Genomic DNA, 18,816 nt, shown 5'->3' on the forward strand with positions numbered 1-18,816 from the left:
TACATTTCTATCAATGACTATTGAACGGTTACCTCTTGTAATATATTTTGGATTTAATATTATAAGCAACATCAAAAATATGTAAAGTCTTGATGGCATCATCATAAATGTATTTCCGATTTCAATAAGTTGACTATTTTCTGTACTAGTCGAAACATAAAAAGAGGTAACAATTTGGAGAATACTATATTAAAAATTAAAATCATTAGACTATTAAAATACAGCTTAGCACTTTTCTTTTTTTAGTTTTAACTCGATGAACTAGCAAATCTTCAGCTTGGCTTTCATTTATGATATAAGCCTTTTGTGGTATCCGCCAATGTAATCCGAAAAAGAAGTAACCTAACCATGAACTATCTTTATCAATTAAATAGTAATTTGAGTGATAATGTATTATTCTATAACGATTATTTTTATATGTGTTTTTATCATTACGCTATTCAGTTTTATCATATCCAATCCATTTTAATATTGTTTTACTTTAGTTTGTAGAAGTCAATCGTCTTCATCCTGTATAGAGGAAGAGTCAATAACCATAAAGTTATTGACTCTTCTTTGTAAGTTTAATTTTTCTACTATCCTAGTCTTTTATACGAAAACGACTACCATAAGGAAATAAACAACTTCTATTCATAAATATAAAAATAAGCACACCTAAAATAAAAACTACAATTAAATCAAACAGATAAAAAATTATTGTATAGATTATCCCAACAGCAATCACAAGGATCAAAATCAATCGAATAATACTGTTCTTCTTGTAATATGTAGTGATACTCCCTTTATCAATCTCAATTATCGCATTGCAACCTATTTCAGATAATATTTTTTTAAGTTTATACTTATTATAGAACATAACGATAGATCTAAAAATCAGCAAGCATCCAAACGTTATCAGTAAATAGACTGCACGTTTATCTATTTCAGAAGTAACATCAAGCTCTTGAAAAAAAATAGTCGATAGTTTATAAACTGGCCTTCCAACAAACATTGATATAACAACACTAGTCATAATGCCATATTCTTTTGGACCATTGGACACTAGTTTACTAAACTCTCCTTTATCTATCTCAACTGCTCTAAAAGGGAAGAACCAAACTAAAGTTGGCAAAAAATAAGCCAAGATATTGCTATCCATATCTATTAAGTAATAGTTTGTATCTAGTTCAGCTAGTTTGTATCTTTTATTTGTAGATTCATAAACTTTCATTATATCTACAAAATTGTAAGCCTAGGATATTTTATATCAGGCAACGCTTCTTCAATTTTTTTCTGAAAAGCTTCTTCTTGCTCTGATTTAAAACCTTCAAAAAGGACTTCTTCAATATCTTCATGGTTAAAAAAGAAACTTTCCTGATCTTTCACCCCTTCTGGATATAAACAAGCAAGATATTCAAAATACCCTATATTTCCCTCGTTATTATACAAAGGAAATCGAGATGTTAGCATTAAGAGCTGTGTTCCTTTTTTTAGTTTTACAACACTGCCTAACGGTAAAAATTTCATGAATTTGTTTCTCCTTTATTATCGTATAAGATCGATTTTTTATTATTTTCAATATATCTATATGCCTTTATTCTCTTTAATGGTGAGACAACTCCTATAAAAAAAGCAAAAAGCGTTGTGAAAAAGAATGATGCAAATAACAATAACAACGAATAAGTTTTAAAATAGATTGGAAGCAAACAGATCAACAACATAGCAAAGAGAAAAATAATAATAAAGAAATTATTTTGTGATTGCTTCTTCCCTTTAACCAGATAACTTGTTAGCTCCTCTTCATCAATGTTAGTTAAGTATTCTAATTTATTTTTATCACTATTAGCAATTTTATTCACTAAGATATTAAATATAATTCCACCTAAGATACCGATAATTAGAATTAAAGTTACTAAGGTAATAGGAGCCAATGAAGCTTTAAAAAGAATGTTGCCAAATAAGGAATAGATGACCACTCCTAAAAATCCAGAAATCAACGTTGACTTATATGAAGTCATCCCAATTTCAACAACAATTAATTTCTTAGTCAATGTATCTAAAAATATACTCTTACTCCATGCTTCACCATTGTAAATAGTAATGTATCGTTTCCACATTGTAGCTTTCTCACCTGCTATCTATATAATAAAAGCCAATAACAGATTAGTTACTGACTTTATTATTGTTACACTAACTTGCCCCCAAAGCGCTATAATGGTTTATCCACTTTGCCTTTTTTTACTTCTGCTGTATTAATTTGTTTCCATTCTTGATAAAGCTCTTGGAAGCGTGACTCGTCTTCATCCGTAAATCCTTCAAATAATACTTTATCTATATTTTCTTGATTAAAATATAAAACCTGATCCTGAACTAAACCTATAGGATACACGCAACCTGAATAATCGAACATCTTCGTTTCATTATCGATAACAACCAAAGGTCCTCTGTTCAAGATCATGATCTTTTTTGTTCCTTCTTTTAAATAAATAACACTTCCGATGGGTAACATTTATTTCTCCTTAATTTCACGTATTTTATATTTATCATTACTCAATGCTAAATTGTTCGTTAATAGAAAAAATAGCAACAATAAAGTGAAACTTAATGATATGATCCAATATCCCTCAGATATTACAAGAAAGAATCCTGCCGTTATAACCAATAATGCAAGAAAAAAATACACTACAATATTTTTTATAACGATGGAGATCGTAGCAGGAATAATCTTAATTTTAGTAAAAGGTAGATTTTTATATTGTATTTTGTTGACTATTCCTCTTTTGGATCGCTGAGCTAAAAATATTCTAATTATTATCGCTGGAAATGATGCTAAAATCAGTAATAATAAACTATGCATAGTTGATGGAATTATTGTAACTGAGTCACCAAATTGATGAATCTGGCTATATTTAATAGTAGAATTCCTATAAAATGTATTAACTAAATTGGGTAGTATTATATTAAAACCTAAAATTATCAAAGATAGCCAAATTAAGCTCATTTTATTATTGTTTTTAATGTCAACATGACGTACCAATAAATCATCGGCATCTCGCTCGTCTAGAATATAAGCTTTCTGTGGCACTAACCAACTTAATCCAAAAAAGACATATCCAAACCATGGAGAATCAGCATCAATTAAATACTGCTTAGAATCCGAGCATATCACTCTATATCTATTATTTTTATAAGGTGCCTTTAAATTGCTATTCTTCATCTTACCACGCCCAATTCATTGGATTGATTGCATCACCTAGATCATTTATTGCTTCCCCTACATCATCCAATTTCTCTTTTGCATAGTTAAAGCCATCATTGATTTTTTCGCCAGCCCAATCTAAACCATCATCTATTTTGTTTCCTACCCAATCTAGTTTATCTTGAACACCTAAGATGTTATTTTGGTAAATATAATCTAAACCAACAGATGCAACTGTACCAACCGCTATTCCACCTAGAACAGCCCAGCCTCCTGGGTTTGTCAATAATAAACCAACACCTGCAGTCCCAGCCCAGCCTGCTGTAAATCCAACTCCAGTGGAAACAACGTTATGTGAAAGTGCTTGGCCAAATGTCTTACCATTATTAGAAATATCATTGTACATTCCTAAACCAAAACCAGCTGCCATAAACCCATAGCCTAGAGCTTTACCAGCAGTAGTAATATTTTTTCCGTATTTCAAAATCTGAGTTCCAATACCGTTTGGGTTTACCATGATAAAAGAATTAGAAGCATTCGGACCCATTATGCCTTCTAGAACGTTAATCAAACCAGCAAATCTTGAAATTCCCATACCTAATTGTTCAATAAAATTAGATAACTCATCATTTCTAATATCAGAGATGATATCGTCTTTATTTTCTTTCAAATATACTTGTAGCTCTTTTGGAACTTCGGCATCTGGATTCTTTTTGGCAAACTCTAAGATAGTTTCCCAATCACTTGAAGTAATATCAGGTATTTTCCCCATGATTTTTTTCATTTTAGTTTCTAAATATTGCTTCGAAACTTTTCTTGCCCAATCCAAATCTTTCCCTTTCGGAACCGAGAACGTCCCAGTCGCAGGATTAAAACCACTATTCGCCTGCTGCAAACCTTGCGATAATGTCGAATAAAAACTATTCACCCCATCAAAAATAGCCGGTGACGTCCCATTAAACGTCATTAATTTCTCTAACTTCTTCTCTAAATCCCGCTAAGTCGTCTCTAACGATTCAATAATTCGCCGATTGGCTTGTTCCAAAGGATTCGTTCCAGTCGGAAGCTTCGGCAACCCTCGATTAATATTCTCCATATTTAGAATTGACGTATTGATCTGCTGAATTCGTCGTTCTAATTCATCTGACTTCAAGTCAATACTATCAACGTCAGACGTATATTGATCCACAAATTTTTGACAGGCTTCTGCTGTCATGTCTGCGCCTACTTCGGCACCATGAACTAAAGGTTGGATCACTGCCGCAAAGAATTCTTTGGCAGAGTCATAGCCTTTACTTGATAATTCACCTGCACTCATAAATTGTTGATTGCTTTGCATCAAAGACGTATAGCCTTGTGCTAATTGGCTACATGCACTTTTAACACTGGATGCTTGGCTTCTCGCTTGACCGAGGTACATATCAATACTCATGCTTTTCCTCCATTTCTTCTTTTGTTTTTATTTCTTGCCAATGTAGGTCATCTTGTTGATCTTCTAACGCTCTTGTTTGTTTTTTTAGTTCTTGCTGTTGTTCTTCTAAAAAGTCTTGAACACCTCGGCTTTGCCAATTGATTTGTTCGGCCATGTCTTGATACAACATATCTGTCTGGCTTTGGGCAAATTCTTCTTGTAATTCATTGAATAATTGCTTTTGATAGAAAAAATATTCTTCATAATGTTCTTCTGTTTTATTGATGTCTCTTTTTAAGTCTTCAAGTTCCTCTTGTTCACGTTCGATTTGAATTTTCTGTCGTCTGATTTCTTCAAGGTTAGACACAATTTATTCCTCCTTTCAGTTTAAGGAAGCATTTGGTTATATTGGATTTGAGCAATTCGTTCATCCACAGCTTCGAATTCGGCTGCAACTGAACGAATATTATTACTTGCTTGCGTAATGGCTTGGACAAGTGACGTGTTAAACGTTGTTAGTTGCGTGATAGCCTGTTGTGCATTGCTATTGCCTGCAACCGTTGTTTGGGTATCCTTTGTGATCGTTGTCCCTTGATTTAGAGAGCTTACAGATGATGCTATAGAAGTAGCTACAGCTTGTGCTACTGCGGAATTACTGTTTATATTATTTGACATTCTTTATCCTCCTATCGTTAATAGCTACTAAATTTGTATGATAGTATATATACTTAATTGTAATTCTTAGAGAACTCAATGTAAATATATAATTTTCAAATGTTTTGTATGATTACTTAAAAGGAAATTATAAAATACATTTTCTAACCAAGTTTTAGTTATATTTTTAGTTTTTAATCCATATGTAAAAACAGGTAGTCTAGAAAATCGCAATTTTCCAAAATACCTGCTCCCCGTACTTCATCTTAAAAATTTATCTACAATTTCACAGCATTTATCCTCAATCTCCGATAATCGGCTTCCCAATGATCCTCTTTCCACAATTTCGGCTTCAAATCTCGCTCCATATTCGCCAGTAGCTTTTCTTTCTGATCATCTGTCAATTCCCCAAATTCAGTAGCATAAAACTGTTCCATCCACGCTCTCAAACCAGATTCGCCACCTTTAAGCGGTGTCGGACGTTCATATTCTAAAATCTCCACAACCTCAAAATGATTCTTTTCAAGTAAAACCCGATAGTCTTCAACTGCTGTAAAACAAAACGGCTCTTCAAAAGCTACGACCAACATACGCAATTCACGCCCGAAAGCTTCTCTAATAGCCTGAACATTTCCAACAGCACCAAACTCGCAAATCAACTGTCCCTTGGCCTTAAGATGTTCGCTGATATTCTTCAATAATAACTCTTGGTCCGATATCCAATGAAAAACTGCATTTGAAAAAGCAACATCATACAATCCAATTTGATCAGAAGGATTTAAGATATCCTCCTGTAAAAACATCAAATCAGGATAGCTTTCTTTTGCTTGATCGATCATATTGACCGATTGATCGATCCCCGTCACTTCATGCCCAAGTTCCGCCATTTGATTCGTCAATTCGCCTGTCCCGCAACCAATATCCAATATTTTTTTCGATTCTTCCGGCAATAATCCCAACAAACCAGCCCCATATTTAAAAATAAAATCATGTGTCGTATTGTATTTTTTTGCATCCCATTCCATTGATTTCACGCTCCTAATGATGTAATGAAAAGAAGCTACATCGAAATTTATTCATCGATGCAGCATTCTTACTATTTCTTATTGCCAATAAGCCGGAATCTTCGCTTCATAAGCCGCAATCTCATCGTCATGTGTCAAACTGATCGCAATATCATCCAACCCATTCACCAATTTATGCTTCCATGTACTGTCGATTTCAAAAGAATATGTTCCATTCGGCGTGATGACTTGTTGCGCAGGTAAATCGATCATGATCGCCTCATCCGCTCCAAGTCCTGCCAATACATCCAATTCTTCATGCTTCAACACGATTGGCAGTAACCCATTTTTTGTGGCATTCATATAAAAAATATCACTAAAACTTCCTGCTATAACTGCTCTAAACCCATAATCGTCCAACGCCCAAGCCGCATGCTCTCTCGATGAGCCAGAACCAAAGTTATCACCAGAAATCAAAATAGTCGCCTCTTTGTATTGTGGTTCGTTCAACGTAAAATCAGGATTTGGTGTACGGTCTGGCAAGTAACGCCATTCATCAAATAAAAACTCACCAAAGCCTGTTTTTTCGATTCGTTTTAGAAATGATTTCGGGATGATTTGATCCGTATCAATATTGTCATTCATTAGTGGAACCGTGGTTCCTGTATGTTGTGTAAATGCCTCCATTATGCACCAAGCTCCTCTCTAATGTCTCTAAATGTTCCAACGATCGCAGCAGTTGCCGCCATCGCTGGGCTGCAAAGGTGCGTTCTGGCCCCTTTTCCTTGGCGCCCTTCAAAGTTTCGGTTAGATGTTGAGGCACAGTGAACACCGGCTGGTACTTGGTCTGGGTTCATACCTAAACACATAGAGCAGCCTGGTTCACGCCATTCAAAGCCTGCTTCGGTGAAGATTTTATCCAAACCGATTTTTTCAGCGGCTTTTCGAACGGGTCTTGAACCTGGTACTACGATTGCGGTAATGCCTGCTTTGACTTTTTTTCCTTTTACGATGCGCGCCGCTTCTTCCAAATCGGACAGTCGACCATTTGTACATGAGCCGATAAAGACGTAGCCGATTTCGATATCTGAAGGACGTTGACCTGGTTTTAGATCCATGTAGTTATAAGCGCGTTCGTCATTCATATCTTTGATTTCTGGGAAAGTGCCCGTGATCGGGATGCCCATTTCTGGATTGGTGCCCCATGTGATGAAGGGAACCAATTCTTCCGCATTCAATTCTAGATCCACATCGTAGGTTGCGTCTGGGTCACTTGGTAGTTTTTTCCAATCAGCGATTGCCGCTTCCATATCTTCTGGCGCGTATTCTCTGCCACGTACATACTCAAAGGTTTTTTCATCTGGCGCCATCATCCCCATTTTTGCGCCGCCTTCGATGGCCATGTTACAGATGGTCATGCGTTCTTCCATCGTTAGATTTTCGATCGTTTCCCCGTAAAATTCAACCGCATGTCCCACACCAAAATCAACGCCGTATTTTGCGATCAAGGCTAGAATAATATCTTTGGCATACACGCCTTTTGCTAGTTTTCCAGTGATTTTAACACCCATTGATTTTGGTTTATTTTGCCAAATACATTGTGTGGCAAAAACATGCTCCACTTCACTTGTTCCGATACCAAATGCCAACGCTCCGAATGCGCCATGTGTCGCTGTATGAGAATCCCCACAAACGATGATTTTTCCTGGTTGTGTCAACCCTGTTTCAGGTCCGACCATATGCACGATTCCTTGACGGTCACTGCCGTTATCGCAAAGGGTTACGCCAAATTCTTCACAGTTTTTCTGCAAGGCTTCGATTTGCTTTTTTGCCACCAAGTCTGTGATGTTAAAGATATCTTGTGTGGGGACGTTATGATCCATCGTGCCAAAGGTTCTATCTGGTCGGCGGACTTTTCGGTCTGCTTCTCTTAATCCTTCAAATGCTTGTGGCGACGTTACTTCATGGATTAGATGAAGATTGACGTAAAGCAGTTGCGGTTCTCCAGAAACGCCTGATACCACATGTTGTTCCCAAAGTTTATCAAATAGTGTTTTTCCCATATTAAGCACCTCTCAATTCTGATATTACGGCTTCGGTAAAGTCTGTTGTTGTCGATTTACCCCCTAAGTCTGTTGTTAGGATGCCTTGATTCATGACACGATCACAAGCAGTTTCGATTTTCTGTGCTGAGTTTTCTAAGCCAAACGATTGACGTAACATCATCGCAGCCGATAAAATCATCGACATTGGATTGGCGATATTTTGATTGGCGATGTCTGGTGCTGAACCGTGAATTGGTTCGTATAATGACGGACCTGACTCGCTATGACTGGCGCTTGGCATCATTCCTAGTGAGCCAGGAATTACCGATGCTTCGTCACTTAGGATATCGCCGAATAGATTTTCTGTGACGATCACGTCAAAGGCTTTTGGTTTTTGGATCATGACCATTGCCGCTGAATCGACTAATTGGTGTTCTAATGTACAATCTGGAAATTCTTGTGCCACTTCTTCTGCTGTTTGACGCCATAATTTACTAGTCGCTAGCACATTGGCTTTATCGACGGATGTGACTTTTTTATTTCTAGTTTGAGCGATTTCAAAGGCTTTTCTGATAATGCGTTGGATTTCAGCTTTTGAATACGTACATAGATCTGAAGCTTTAGTTTCGCCTAATTGTTTTTCACCAAAGTAGATGCCGCCTGTTAGTTCACGCACGACTACAAAATCAACGCCTCGAACATTTTCTTCTTTTAATGGAGATAAATGAACGACTGCATCCGGCACAGAAATTGGACGGATATTTGCAAAAAGGCCTAAAGTTTTTCTTAAACCAAGTAAGCCTTGTTCAGGACGTTTAGGCGCATTGTCCCATTTTGGACCGCCGATTGCTCCTAGTAAGATCGCATCGGCTTTTTCGCAGGCTTTTAAGGTTTCTTCTGGTAAGGGATCGCCTTGTTCATCGATACCAGCTCCACCAAACGCAAACCGTTCAATATCAAAATCCAAATTATCTTGCACCATGATTTCGGCTAAGATCTGTAGTGCGCTATCCATGATTTCTGCTCCGATACCATCACCTGGCAATGCTACGATTCGTTCACTCATTAGGCTTTCCCCACTTCTTTTTGAAATTGTTCACTGGCTTTGACGTAAGCTTTGGCTGAAGCTTGCAAGACATCAAAATCGATGCCGATGCCGTTGAATTTTTTGTTGTTTTCAGTGTCTGCTAAGGTTACATGTACTTCTGCTTGTGCATCTTCTCCGCCTGTGATGGCTTTGATGTAATACTCTTGTAGCGCTGGTTTTTGGACGAATATTTTATCGATCGAGTTGTAGATTGCTTGGATACTACCAGAGCCGATCGCTGATTCTGTTTTGCTTTCGTCTTCTCCTGTGTTAATAGAAACGATGGCTCCTTGGCTACCGTCAGAAACGTATTGTAGTTGGACACGTTCTAAGCGATAATCTTCACTGCTTTCTTGTGATTGTCCAACCATTAGCGCGATCAGATCATCTTCTGTGACTTGTTTCTTTTTGTCAGCTAACGATTTGAATCGCTTGAAGGCATCTTTTAGTTCGTCTTCTGTTAGCTGGTAGCCTAAAGTCTCCATTTTTGTAGCGAAAGCATGACGGCCTGAAAGTTTTCCTAATGGCAATGAGTTTTCATTTACCCCAACAAGTGATGGGGTGATGATTTCGTATGTATCTGGATTTTTCAGCACGCCGTCTTGGTGGATGCCTGATTCGTGCGCATAGGCATTTGCTCCGATGATCGCTTTATTTCTTGGTACAGCTACACCAGATAGTCGACTGACGAGATCGCTGGTTCTTTTGGTTTCGTTTAATGTGATATTGCTTTTTGCTTCGTAGAAATCTTTTCTGATATATAGCGCCAAAGCGACTTCTTCAAGCGCGGTATTGCCAGCTCGTTCGCCGATACCGTTAATTGTTCCTTCAACTCGAAGTGCGCCATTTTCGATAGCTGCTAAGGTATTGGCCGTCGCCATTCCTAGATCATCGTGACAGTGAGAAGAGAAAATAATTTCTTCGTCACTTTGGCTATTTTCGATTAAAAATTTAAAAAGTGCACCGTATTCCGTTGGGTTGGAATAGCCAACTGTGTCTGGGACATTAATGATCGTCGCACCCGCATCGATGGCGGTTTGAACGGCTTTTAGTAGAAATTGTTTATCGGTTCTCGTTGCATCTTCTGGTGAAAACTGGACTTTATCGAATTTGGTTTTAGCGTAGCTGACGTGTTCTTTAATAGAAGCAATCACTTCATCTGGTGTCATTTTTAATTTGTATTCCATGTGAACTGGGCTTGTTGCTAGGAATACATGGATTTGTGGGTGCTTGGCATTTTGCAAGGCTTCATGAGCACGATCAATGTCGGCTTTTTGGCATCGAGCAAGTCCTGCGACAGTCATTTTTTCTGCATTTTCGGCAATCGCTTTGACTGCTTCAAAATCGCCTACTGATGCGATTGGAAATCCCGCTTCGATCGTATCAATGCCCCATTTTTCTAGTTGTTTGGCGATTTGGACTTTTTCTTTGGTGTTGAAATTTACGCCAGGCGTTTGTTCGCCGTCTCTTAGAGTGGTGTCAAAGAATTGGATATTTTTCATTTTTCATACGTCCCTTCTGAATTGAGTTAATAGTATTCTTCATTATTTTGGTTAGGTAAAACGAAGGAAACTTCTCTCTTTCCGTTCGCCAAGTATTGCGCAACATCTGCTCTGCAAGCAGTCGCTGTGTTTTAAACGAAGGAAACTTCTCTCTCTCCGTTCGCCAAGTATTGCGCAACATCTGCTCTGCAAGCAGTCGCTGTGTTTTAAACGAAGGAAACTTCTCTCTCTCCGTTCGCCAAGTATTGCGCAACATCTGCTCTGCAAGCAGTCGCTGTGTTTTGCAATAAAAAAACATCCCACGAATATGGGATGTTCTGTCATCCCGTTCATGCAATGCGAAAACAGGACTCTCAACGTCTGATAAGAAAAAGCTGTATTGCAGCTGGTTTCTAGAAATCAGTGTGATGAGTCCTTCAGTAATAATAAGAATGTAATTGTCGTTGTCTGCTTGTTCATACTCTTCAACATCCTTTATTGTCAGAATTTTTGAATAATTCAAACTATAGTGTTAAAGATACAGAACTTCTTAATTAAAGTCAATAGTTTTATGAGAATTTTTTTAAGAAAAGCTGAGAAAAAGTCTCTTCTCAGCTTTCATCTTCTTATTATAGTTTAAGCTAAGGCCTGTTCTAAATCGGCTAAAATATCCGCTATATTCTCGATCCCAATTGACAATCGAATCAATTCTGGCGCTGTACCTGAGGCTTTTAGTTCCTCTTCACCCAACTGCGAATGTGTTGTTGAAGCGGGATGAATGATCAATGATTTTGCATCTCCAACATTTGCTAATAGTGAAAATAATTCGACATGATCAATCAAATTTTTTCCTGCTTCGGCTCCACCTTTTACGCCAAAAGTAAAGACTGAACCAGCTCCTTTAGGTAAATATTTTTCTGCTAAGTCATGGTATTTGTTATCAGGTAAACCTGGATAATTGACCCATTCAACTTTCGGATGTTTATTTAAAAATTCCGCTACAGTCTGCGCATTTTCTACATGTCGTTCTAGACGTAAAGATAATGTTTCTAGTCCTAAAATCAATAAGAAGCTATTGAATGGTGAAATCGCTGCACCTGTGTCTCTTAGTAAAGAAACCCGTAAGCGCGTGATATAAGCTGCTGCTCCAACATCATTTGTATAAGATAATCCATGATAACTTGGGTCTGGATCAACTAATTTAGGGAATTTGCCATTGGCCCAGTTAAACTTGCCTGAATCGATGATGATCCCCCCTAAAGCAACACCGTGCCCTCCAATAAATTTTGTTGCGGAATAAACGACGATATCGGCACCATAGTCAAACGGACGATTTAAATAGGCAGTTGCAAACGTATTATCAACGATCAACGGAAGTTCGTGTTTATGAGCAATTTCTGCAATCGCTTCTAAATCTGCGACATTTGTGATTGGATTGCCGATTGTTTCTACAAAGATTGCTTTGGTATTTTCCTTGATGGCTTCTTCAAAATTCGCTAATCGATCTGGGTCAACAAAGGTTGTTGTGATCCCGAACTCTGGTAATGTATGGGCAAATAAATTAAATGTTCCACCGTATAAGGTTGAAGCTGAGACAATATGATCACCAGTACTGGCAAGATTTTGAATGGCGTACGTGACTGCTGCCGTTCCTGAAGCGACTGCAACTGCACCAACGCCGCCTTCTAATTCATTCAAGCGATCTTCCAGCACTGCGGTTGTTGGGTTTGTGATACGAGTGTAGATATTTCCTGCTTTGGATAATGCAAATTTTTCGGCTGCATCTTGTGTATCGTCGAAAGTGTAGGATGTTGTTTGGTAAATAGGGACTGCTCTAGAATTAGTGTCTTTGTCTGGCGTATGTCCACCGTGGATTTGGATCGTTTCGAATTGATAGTTAGAGTTTGTCATTATGCTTCATTCCTTTTCTTTTATTGGGTTGGTTTATTCGTTTTGTTCTGTTAAAACACATATCACCTTCTTGCACAATGATCCCCTCTTTCTATTTTTATTCTCATTAGAATTTCTCACGAATAATACAAAAAAGCCCTCTACCAGCCTATGCTAGTAAAGGGCGACTATCGCGGTACCACCTTTATTGGAAACAACTTCCATCTCGACCCAAACGCAGAATTTCTTCTTGATTTGGTGCCTTGTTAACGGTAGCTGCCGTAAAAATCAAGCTGATTTTTCCTCTCCAAGATCATTTTCGACAAGTGTTCATTGCTTTCTTTCACCAAACGAAAGCTCTCTTGTTCTAGCTAAAGCTAAAATAATCAGCTAGATTTCAATGTCTGCTTGTGTACTCTTCTTTTCAATGAGTTTTATTATTGAAATCAATATTAGAGCATACTCATTTTTTTGTCAACATTTTTTTCTTTTATTTTCATTTTTCGTAAATATTTCTTTACAGTTGAGTGTCCTATTTCTCTTTCTCACTGTTTTTTATTATAATTAGGGAAATTGGAGGTCGATTTAATGTCAGCAAGTAATGAAAAAGTGGAACTACTCTTATCTTATCTCTCGGAAATTCATACCAAAAGTTTAACGCTCTATGATTTAGTCACTAGCCGTCCACGTCCTGAGGATACTCGTATTCTGTTGAATATCAATGAAGTATTCACCTATTATCATAGTGTACGTGTTTTTTACTACAGTAACAGTGAGCTTACGGCATCAGAGGTTCACCCTTTTTTTAAAGCATTTGAAGATTTTTATTTTGAATTAAAACAAGTCTTTTTACTTGAAGATGATGATAGCATCCTACTTTATAATAAGTTAACGGCTATGAAAGATTCCTTTGAGCAGTTGACGAATGATTTTAATGTTTTATAATAGAGTAGACAACAGGTAAAGAAGGTGCCCAAATGGATCAAAGCGAAGTTTTAGATCGCTTGCGCGAAGAGTTGGAGATTCCATTTTTTAATGGAACGATCGAAGAACGTGAATATACAGAAGCGGAATATCAGAAGATCAAATCCGATCTTGTTCAGTATTTTGATGATTATGTTCGTAATGTAGAAAATTGATACAAATAATTGCAATAAGATCTTGAAGGTCTAAAGCAGAACTTAAACGTTTTGCTTTAGACCTTTTTCTATCTGTTTGATTCGTCCGACTTTTTATCATTTATAAAATAATCGACTAAATAAAAACATACTTAAATAAATAAAATAACTAACAATATATAAATAATAAACATATATTATTAAAATTATATAAATTTACGGAAAATAAATTACAAAAAAACCATCGGCTGAAAAGGCCGATGGAAAAGGAGTATTACTCAATAAGAGTAAAATGAAAAATAAAAAGGTTGTTGTTGGTATGAATACATAATACAACACATTTTTTTATTTGTCTACTAAAAATAACATTAAAAACAAATGGATTCCATCTTTTTTTGGTCAGATTTCTGATTATTTTTTCATTTTTTCAATAAAAGGTTGCTCATTCGTGTAATTGCGAATGAAATATCGTCTGTTGCTTTGTCTTGTTTTTCTTCTGAGTTATTGAATAAATCAACATCTATACCTTTTTCAGGATCTAAAGATAAGATCATTTCGTTGCATCCAGCTAGATATTCGATATAAGAGCGTTCGAATTTTTTGTGGATTCCCATAACGCGTGCTGGTGGACGTAATTGAGTGACTTTTTCCAACATGAGTGTATATTCTTTGGTTCCATCTTCAAAGACACGCTTGATTTCAGCTATTCTTTCTGGTGCTAACTCAGCAGTTTTCCCTTCATCGATCACTTTACGAACTTCTTCGTAATAGTCGTTCATTTTTTCGCCGACTTCTTCTGTTTCTTTTACAATATCATTGATGTTTTGAACATAATAGCCTAAATTTGGTTTCACTATCTTTCCTACTTTCTTTTAGTAATCACTCAATTTTACACTTTTTCATAGGTGGATGACAAGTGGAATCTGTAAAAGTATATTTTTCTACTAATTTTTAAGACAAAAAAAACTGCAAACATTTTGTTGTCTGCAGTTTTTAGAGCTTTATTTAATTTCATCACTTGTTTTGACGATTTTAGAGATCATGCCATAATCTTTGGCTTCATCAGCTGACATCCAGAAATTACGATCTGTATCTTTTGCGATTTTTTCATAAGTCTGACCTGTCGCTTCAGCAATCAAACGGTTCACACGCTCACGCATACGGATGATTTCTTTGGCTTCGATCTGAATCTCTGTGCTTTGTCCTTGAACGCCGCCAGCAGGTTGATGGATCATATAACGAGTATTTGGTAAGCTGTATCTATTTTTCGCTTCAGCAGCTAAATAAATCGTAATTCCAGCGCTTGCGACCCAACCAGTTCCGATCACGATGACTTCTGGTTTCACAAATTTGATCATGTCATGGATCGTATCGCCTGCTTCAACGTGTCCACCTTGGCTATTAATGAAAATCTTGATCGGCTCATCACCCATCGCTGCAAGTAAAAGCAATTGAGACGTTACTTCTCGTGCCAAATCTTGATTGATTTCACCGTAGATCAAAATTGTTCGTTCTTCAAATAATTTTTTCATAAACGCATTTGGTTGTTGTTTTTCTTCTGTTTCTTCATTTTCATCTAAATAGTTCATAACTGATAACCTCCATATTTTAAAGCAAAATGTCTATATTAATAATACCGCAATCTGAAAATTTGTCCACTTTTTTGACTTGTTTTGACCTTAAATTTTTTTTTTTTTAATTACGGCATTCACCTATAAAAAAACAGAAATGCATCTTCCGACGCATTTCTGTTTTAAACTTATTTAATTTAGCTCTTACCCATTCTACGTTGAACAAATTTTACGATCTCAACGATTGGTATAATCGCAAATGATGTTCCGGCAACGATTGCCCATTGGTAACCGTCTAAAGAAGTTACGCTGAACAAGTCATTGAATCCTGGAATTAGAATCGTTGCTGCTAGTAATAAGAACGATACTAAAATTGCCCAGTTGAATGATTTGTTTCTGAACAAGCCAACTTTAAAGATTGATTGGTAAATAGATTTTACGTTAAATGCATGGAACAATTGGATCAAACCTAATGTGGCAAAAGCCATTGTCAACGCATCGCCATGTTGTAAGTCATACAAGGCTGTTGCAGATAAGTTTGGCATATTTGCCGCCGTATGTGCAGGGAATTCGATCGCCATTTTATAGACAATCAGAGTCAAGGCACCTTGTGTGATCCCTTGATAAATGACACTGCTCAAGACACCGCCAGAGAAGAAGTTTGATTTCTTTCCACGAGGAGCATGGCTCATTACATCACGTTCAGCAGGTTCTACGCCTAAAGCGATTGCCGGGAAGGTATCCGTTACTAAGTTGATCCACAATAAGTGAACTGGTAGTAAGGTATCCCAAGCTAACATTGTTGCGATAAATAGTGTTAATACTTCCCCTAAGTTGGCAGAAAGTAGATATTGAATCGTTTTTTGGATATTTGAGAAGACTTTTCGTCCTTCTTCAACTGCCACGATAATTGTCGAGAAGTTATCATCCGCTAAGACCATATCAGAGGCACCTTTTGATACTTCTGTACCAGTGATCCCCATCCCAATACCGATGTCGGCTGCTTTCAATGCTGGAGCATCGTTCACACCATCACCTGTCATGGCTACAACTTTACCTTCTTGCTGCCATGCTTTAACGATACGAACTTTATGTTCAGGAGAAACACGAGCATAAACGGAATAATGTTCAACCACTTTGGCAAATGCTTCATCCGTTAATTCGTTTAGTTCAGCACCTGTAATAACAGCATCGTCGTCGCCTTCTTTGATGATACAAAGACGAGCAGCGATTGCTTCTGCTGTATCTTTGTGGTCACCTGTGATCATGATTGGACGAATCCCCGCTTCTTTAGCAACTTTAACGGCTTCTGCGGCTTCTTTACGTTCTGGATCGATCATGCCGACAAGACCTGCAAATACTAAGTCTTTTTCGACTAAATCAGAATCCATTTCAGCAGGAACTGCTTCAACGATTTTGTATGCCATTCCTAAGACACGTAGTGCTTGTTTGGCTAATTTTGTGTTGGTTGTTAAAATTTCTTGACGTTGTTTGTCATCCATTGCTGGTGTTTGACCATTTAATAAGGCTTGGTTACAACGTTTTAATAATTCATCTGGTGCACCTTTGACAGCAACTAGGAATTTACCATCTGCTAATTGGTGAACAGTTGTCATTAATTTACGGTCTGAATCAAATGGAATTTCAGCAACACGAGGTTCAGCTGCAACTTTTTCGATTACGTTGAAATCGTGGTCTAAACCGTATTGGACAAGAGCTGTTTCGGTTGGATCACCGATCAACGTACCATCTTGTGCAATTTTTGTATCATTTGTATAGTTCATGATTTTTAATGCCATATTGTCCATTGCAACAGCATCTGTCGCAGGTTTTACTTCATTATCTGTGTAAAGAGCTTCAACGGTCATTTGATTTAATGTTAACGTTCCAGTTTTATCAGAACAGATAATGTCTGTACTACCTAATGTTTCAACTGCAGGCAGTTTGCGGACGATCGCATTTTTCTTCGCCATTTTTTGTGTACCTAATGCTAAAATGATTGTTACGATTGCTGGTAATCCTTCTGGAATTGCTGCAACGGCTAATGAGATAGACGTCAATAGCATGTCGATCCATGTGCGGCCATTCATCATACCGACAACGAACATCACAGCTGCGATCACTAATATAGCGATCGTCAACATTTTACCTAATTGATTTAAATTTTGTTTTAATGGTGTTTCCGTTTCTTTTTCGTTGGCTAACATGCCGGCGATTTTACCGACTTCTGTATTCATTCCTGTACCAACGACCACACCGATTCCGCGGCCATAAGTGACATTACTGTTTGAATACGCCATATTGATACGGTCACCAATGCCGATATCATCAGATGTTCCTTCTAAAACGATTGCTTCTTTTTCAACTGGTACAGATTCACCAGTTAGTGCTGCTTCTTCGATTTTTAGACTAGCTGCTTCTAATAAACGTAAATCTGCAGGAACAACGTCTCCTGCTTCTAATAAAACGATATCTCCTGGTACTAATTCGTCACTTTTAACCGTGATCACATGACCATCACGACGAATATTCGCATTTGGTGAAGACATTTCTTTTAATGCTTCAATCGCTTGTTCTGCTTTGGCTTCTTGGATTACACCAAAGATTGCGTTTAAGATAACTACGAGTAAAATGATAATCGAATCAACAAAATCCCCTGAAAAGACTGCCGAAATCACAGCCGCAAATAGTAATACAATGATCATAAAATCTTTAAACTGTTCAAAGAATTTCACAACGATCGATTTCTTTTTCCCTTCATCTAAAGCATTAGCCCCATAGTTTTCTAACCTCTTCTTGGCTTCTTGATTTGATAGTCCATCGACTGTCGTATCAAATTTTTGCAAGACCTCTTCATCTGACTGCGTGTAAAATGCTTCAGATAATTGAACCTTTTTCTCTTCTGACATGTTCTTCCTCCTTATAATTTGCAGCTACTTAAATCTATTTTACTTCATTATAACGAAACGAACACGTTTTTGGACTTATTCGTTCGTAACAAAAACGAAAAAAAATAGACCTCTGTATGCTAAATAGAACATACATAAGTCTCACCGTTTAAGACAACACCAGAAATTTCTTTCGGAGTTGGTGATGTTGCCGCAGCTAGCGCCGCCAGTTACTCCCTCATGAAATAATAACCTGGCGACGGACAAGTCCTTCACCAACTATTATTGATAAAATAATTATACCTGTTCTTTTAGTGTTTTTCAAATGAAATCGTATTGATTTTCAGAAAAATTTCTGTTTAGTTTGAAAAAGGCTTACGTTATTTGATAGAAGGCATTTTTCATTGCCTTTTTTAAGGAGATAGTTTTATCAGTTAAACAGTAAAACACCTCGAATGCCCAAATATTACTGAGCAGTCGGGGTGTGAT

The 18,816-nt window shown here is 37.2% G+C and carries 22 protein-coding genes and 1 other annotated feature; of the genes, 2 read left to right on the forward strand and 20 right to left on the reverse strand.

The annotated features are described in order from the left end of the window. Positions 1 to 205 precede the first annotated feature (205 nt). The 17 genes from IGL98_RS11910 to IGL98_RS11990 form a co-directional block, all read right to left on the reverse strand. Positions 206 to 397, reverse strand: coding sequence for a DUF443 family protein (locus IGL98_RS11910; protein WP_430605064.1), 192 nt, complete (start codon positions 395 to 397; stop codon positions 206 to 208). A 183-nt stretch (positions 398 to 580) separates the two neighbouring features. Beyond that, positions 581 to 1,210, reverse strand: a complete 630-nt coding sequence (locus tag IGL98_RS11915; RefSeq protein ID WP_206911696.1) for a DUF443 family protein — start codon at positions 1,208 to 1,210, stop codon at positions 581 to 583. Positions 1,211 to 1,215: 5 nt separating this feature from the next. Then, positions 1,216 to 1,506, reverse strand: coding sequence for a DUF4176 domain-containing protein (locus IGL98_RS11920; RefSeq protein WP_206911697.1), 291 nt, complete (start codon positions 1,504 to 1,506; stop codon positions 1,216 to 1,218). Next, on the reverse strand, positions 1,503 to 2,096 hold the full coding sequence (locus IGL98_RS11925) for a hypothetical protein (RefSeq protein WP_206847336.1): 594 nt from the start codon (positions 2,094 to 2,096) through the stop codon (positions 1,503 to 1,505). Before IGL98_RS11925 ends, IGL98_RS11920 begins: the two co-directional genes overlap by 4 nt. Before the next feature lie 92 nt (positions 2,097 to 2,188). Then, positions 2,189 to 2,488, reverse strand: a complete 300-nt coding sequence (locus tag IGL98_RS11930) for a DUF4176 domain-containing protein (protein ID WP_206847338.1) — start codon at positions 2,486 to 2,488, stop codon at positions 2,189 to 2,191. Continuing rightward, positions 2,489 to 3,196 (reverse strand): DUF443 family protein, encoded by a 708-nt coding sequence (locus IGL98_RS11935; protein WP_086312301.1) that lies wholly within the window; start codon positions 3,194 to 3,196, stop codon positions 2,489 to 2,491. Between the two features lies 1 nt (position 3,197). Beyond that, entirely contained in the window at positions 3,198 to 4,145 is a 948-nt protein-coding gene (locus IGL98_RS11940) for a hypothetical protein (protein WP_206911698.1), read from the reverse strand. Between the two features lie 30 nt (positions 4,146 to 4,175). Continuing rightward, complete coding sequence (locus tag IGL98_RS11945; RefSeq protein ID WP_206911699.1) at positions 4,176 to 4,610, reverse strand: hypothetical protein; 435 nt, start codon at positions 4,608 to 4,610, stop codon at positions 4,176 to 4,178. Next, entirely contained in the window at positions 4,600 to 4,956 is a 357-nt protein-coding gene (locus IGL98_RS11950; RefSeq protein WP_206847344.1) for a DUF3958 family protein, read from the reverse strand. The genes IGL98_RS11945 and IGL98_RS11950 overlap by 11 nt, the downstream gene beginning before the upstream one ends. 20 nt (positions 4,957 to 4,976) lie before the next feature. Further along, positions 4,977 to 5,264: a TIGR04197 family type VII secretion effector gene (locus tag IGL98_RS11955; RefSeq protein WP_206846504.1), complete on the reverse strand. Its 288-nt coding sequence runs from the start codon at positions 5,262 to 5,264 to the stop codon at positions 4,977 to 4,979. Between the two features lie 257 nt (positions 5,265 to 5,521). Further along, positions 5,522 to 6,268, reverse strand: coding sequence for a class I SAM-dependent methyltransferase (locus IGL98_RS11960; protein WP_206846506.1), 747 nt, complete (start codon positions 6,266 to 6,268; stop codon positions 5,522 to 5,524). 78 nt (positions 6,269 to 6,346) lie between these two features. Then, the gene (gene leuD, locus IGL98_RS11965) at positions 6,347 to 6,934 is read right to left on the reverse strand and encodes a 3-isopropylmalate dehydratase small subunit (protein ID WP_206846508.1); all 588 of its coding nucleotides are present in this window, start codon (positions 6,932 to 6,934) and stop codon (positions 6,347 to 6,349) included. Next, positions 6,934 to 8,310: a 3-isopropylmalate dehydratase large subunit gene (gene leuC, locus IGL98_RS11970; protein WP_206911700.1), complete on the reverse strand. Its 1,377-nt coding sequence runs from the start codon at positions 8,308 to 8,310 to the stop codon at positions 6,934 to 6,936. The genes leuD and leuC overlap by 1 nt, the downstream gene beginning before the upstream one ends. Position 8,311: 1 nt before the next feature. Further along, the gene (gene leuB / locus IGL98_RS11975; protein ID WP_206911701.1) at positions 8,312 to 9,358 is read right to left on the reverse strand and encodes a 3-isopropylmalate dehydrogenase; all 1,047 of its coding nucleotides are present in this window, start codon (positions 9,356 to 9,358) and stop codon (positions 8,312 to 8,314) included. Beyond that, positions 9,358 to 10,881 carry a 2-isopropylmalate synthase gene (locus IGL98_RS11980; protein ID WP_206846512.1) on the reverse strand — a complete coding sequence of 508 codons (1,524 nt, stop codon included), beginning with the start codon at positions 10,879 to 10,881 and terminating at the stop codon, positions 9,358 to 9,360. The genes leuB and IGL98_RS11980 overlap by 1 nt, the downstream gene beginning before the upstream one ends. Continuing rightward, positions 10,859 to 11,383 carry a hypothetical protein gene (locus tag IGL98_RS11985; protein ID WP_206911702.1) on the reverse strand — a complete coding sequence of 175 codons (525 nt, stop codon included), beginning with the start codon at positions 11,381 to 11,383 and terminating at the stop codon, positions 10,859 to 10,861. Before IGL98_RS11985 ends, IGL98_RS11980 begins: the two co-directional genes overlap by 23 nt. Positions 11,384 to 11,496: 113 nt before the next feature. Then, positions 11,497 to 12,771 carry an O-acetylhomoserine aminocarboxypropyltransferase/cysteine synthase family protein gene (locus tag IGL98_RS11990; RefSeq protein ID WP_206911703.1) on the reverse strand — a complete coding sequence of 425 codons (1,275 nt, stop codon included), beginning with the start codon at positions 12,769 to 12,771 and terminating at the stop codon, positions 11,497 to 11,499. A gap of 156 nt (positions 12,772 to 12,927) precedes the next feature. Then, positions 12,928 to 13,187, reverse strand: a binding site (T-box leader). Positions 13,188 to 13,338: 151 nt separating this feature from the next. On the opposite strand from IGL98_RS11990, the gene IGL98_RS11995 reads away from it, so the two are divergent. Continuing rightward, positions 13,339 to 13,695: a hypothetical protein gene (locus IGL98_RS11995; protein ID WP_069646759.1), complete on the forward strand. Its 357-nt coding sequence runs from the start codon at positions 13,339 to 13,341 to the stop codon at positions 13,693 to 13,695. A gap of 32 nt (positions 13,696 to 13,727) precedes the next feature. Beyond that, a complete protein-coding gene (locus tag IGL98_RS12000) occupies positions 13,728 to 13,889 on the forward strand; it encodes a hypothetical protein (RefSeq protein WP_167351785.1) in 162 nt (53 codons plus the stop codon). 398 nt (positions 13,890 to 14,287) lie between these two features. Here IGL98_RS12000 and IGL98_RS12005 read toward each other — a convergent pair whose 3' ends face one another. The 3 genes from IGL98_RS12005 to IGL98_RS12015 all read right to left on the reverse strand — a co-directional run bounded on the left by IGL98_RS12005 (position 14,288) and on the right by IGL98_RS12015 (position 18,348). Further along, the gene (locus IGL98_RS12005) at positions 14,288 to 14,722 is read right to left on the reverse strand and encodes a hypothetical protein (protein ID WP_206846516.1); all 435 of its coding nucleotides are present in this window, start codon (positions 14,720 to 14,722) and stop codon (positions 14,288 to 14,290) included. A 147-nt stretch (positions 14,723 to 14,869) separates the two neighbouring features. After that, complete coding sequence (locus IGL98_RS12010) at positions 14,870 to 15,457, reverse strand: ATP-dependent Clp protease proteolytic subunit (RefSeq protein WP_206846518.1); 588 nt, start codon at positions 15,455 to 15,457, stop codon at positions 14,870 to 14,872. 179 nt (positions 15,458 to 15,636) lie between these two features. Further along, a complete protein-coding gene (locus IGL98_RS12015) occupies positions 15,637 to 18,348 on the reverse strand; it encodes a cation-translocating P-type ATPase (protein ID WP_206911704.1) in 2,712 nt (903 codons plus the stop codon). Between the last annotated feature and the right edge of the window lie 468 nt (positions 18,349 to 18,816).

Source organism: Enterococcus sp. DIV0840 (assembly GCF_050527835.1).
Taxonomy (GTDB): domain Bacteria; phylum Bacillota; class Bacilli; order Lactobacillales; family Enterococcaceae; genus Enterococcus_L; species Enterococcus_L ureasiticus.

What these genes read in the sequence shown, in the direction of transcription:
- IGL98_RS11915 (WP_206911696.1), bottom strand. Translation starts at nt 1,210, where the DNA reads ATGAAAGTTTATGAATCTACAAATAAAAGATACAAACTAGCTGAACTA.
- IGL98_RS11920 (WP_206911697.1), bottom strand. Translation starts at nt 1,506, where the DNA reads ATGAAATTTTTACCGTTAGGCAGTGTTGTAAAACTAAAAAAAGGAACA.
- IGL98_RS11925 (WP_206847336.1), bottom strand. Translation starts at nt 2,096, where the DNA reads ATGTGGAAACGATACATTACTATTTACAATGGTGAAGCATGGAGTAAG.
- IGL98_RS11930 (WP_206847338.1), bottom strand. Translation starts at nt 2,488, where the DNA reads ATGTTACCCATCGGAAGTGTTATTTATTTAAAAGAAGGAACAAAAAAG.
- IGL98_RS11935 (WP_086312301.1), bottom strand. Translation starts at nt 3,196, where the DNA reads ATGAAGAATAGCAATTTAAAGGCACCTTATAAAAATAATAGATATAGA.
- IGL98_RS11940 (WP_206911698.1), bottom strand. Translation starts at nt 4,145, where the DNA reads ATGACGTTTAATGGGACGTCACCGGCTATTTTTGATGGGGTGAATAGT.
- IGL98_RS11945 (WP_206911699.1), bottom strand. Translation starts at nt 4,610, where the DNA reads ATGAGTATTGATATGTACCTCGGTCAAGCGAGAAGCCAAGCATCCAGT.
- IGL98_RS11955 (WP_206846504.1), bottom strand. Translation starts at nt 5,264, where the DNA reads ATGTCAAATAATATAAACAGTAATTCCGCAGTAGCACAAGCTGTAGCT.
- IGL98_RS11960 (WP_206846506.1), bottom strand. Translation starts at nt 6,268, where the DNA reads ATGGAATGGGATGCAAAAAAATACAATACGACACATGATTTTATTTTT.
- leuD (WP_206846508.1), bottom strand. Translation starts at nt 6,934, where the DNA reads ATGGAGGCATTTACACAACATACAGGAACCACGGTTCCACTAATGAAT.
- leuC (WP_206911700.1), bottom strand. Translation starts at nt 8,310, where the DNA reads ATGGGAAAAACACTATTTGATAAACTTTGGGAACAACATGTGGTATCA.
- leuB (WP_206911701.1), bottom strand. Translation starts at nt 9,358, where the DNA reads ATGAGTGAACGAATCGTAGCATTGCCAGGTGATGGTATCGGAGCAGAA.
- IGL98_RS11980 (WP_206846512.1), bottom strand. Translation starts at nt 10,881, where the DNA reads ATGAAAAATATCCAATTCTTTGACACCACTCTAAGAGACGGCGAACAA.
- IGL98_RS11990 (WP_206911703.1), bottom strand. Translation starts at nt 12,771, where the DNA reads ATGACAAACTCTAACTATCAATTCGAAACGATCCAAATCCACGGTGGA.
- IGL98_RS11995 (WP_069646759.1), top strand. Translation starts at nt 13,339, where the DNA reads ATGTCAGCAAGTAATGAAAAAGTGGAACTACTCTTATCTTATCTCTCG.
- IGL98_RS12000 (WP_167351785.1), top strand. Translation starts at nt 13,728, where the DNA reads ATGGATCAAAGCGAAGTTTTAGATCGCTTGCGCGAAGAGTTGGAGATT.
- IGL98_RS12010 (WP_206846518.1), bottom strand. Translation starts at nt 15,457, where the DNA reads ATGAACTATTTAGATGAAAATGAAGAAACAGAAGAAAAACAACAACCA.
- IGL98_RS12015 (WP_206911704.1), bottom strand. Translation starts at nt 18,348, where the DNA reads ATGTCAGAAGAGAAAAAGGTTCAATTATCTGAAGCATTTTACACGCAG.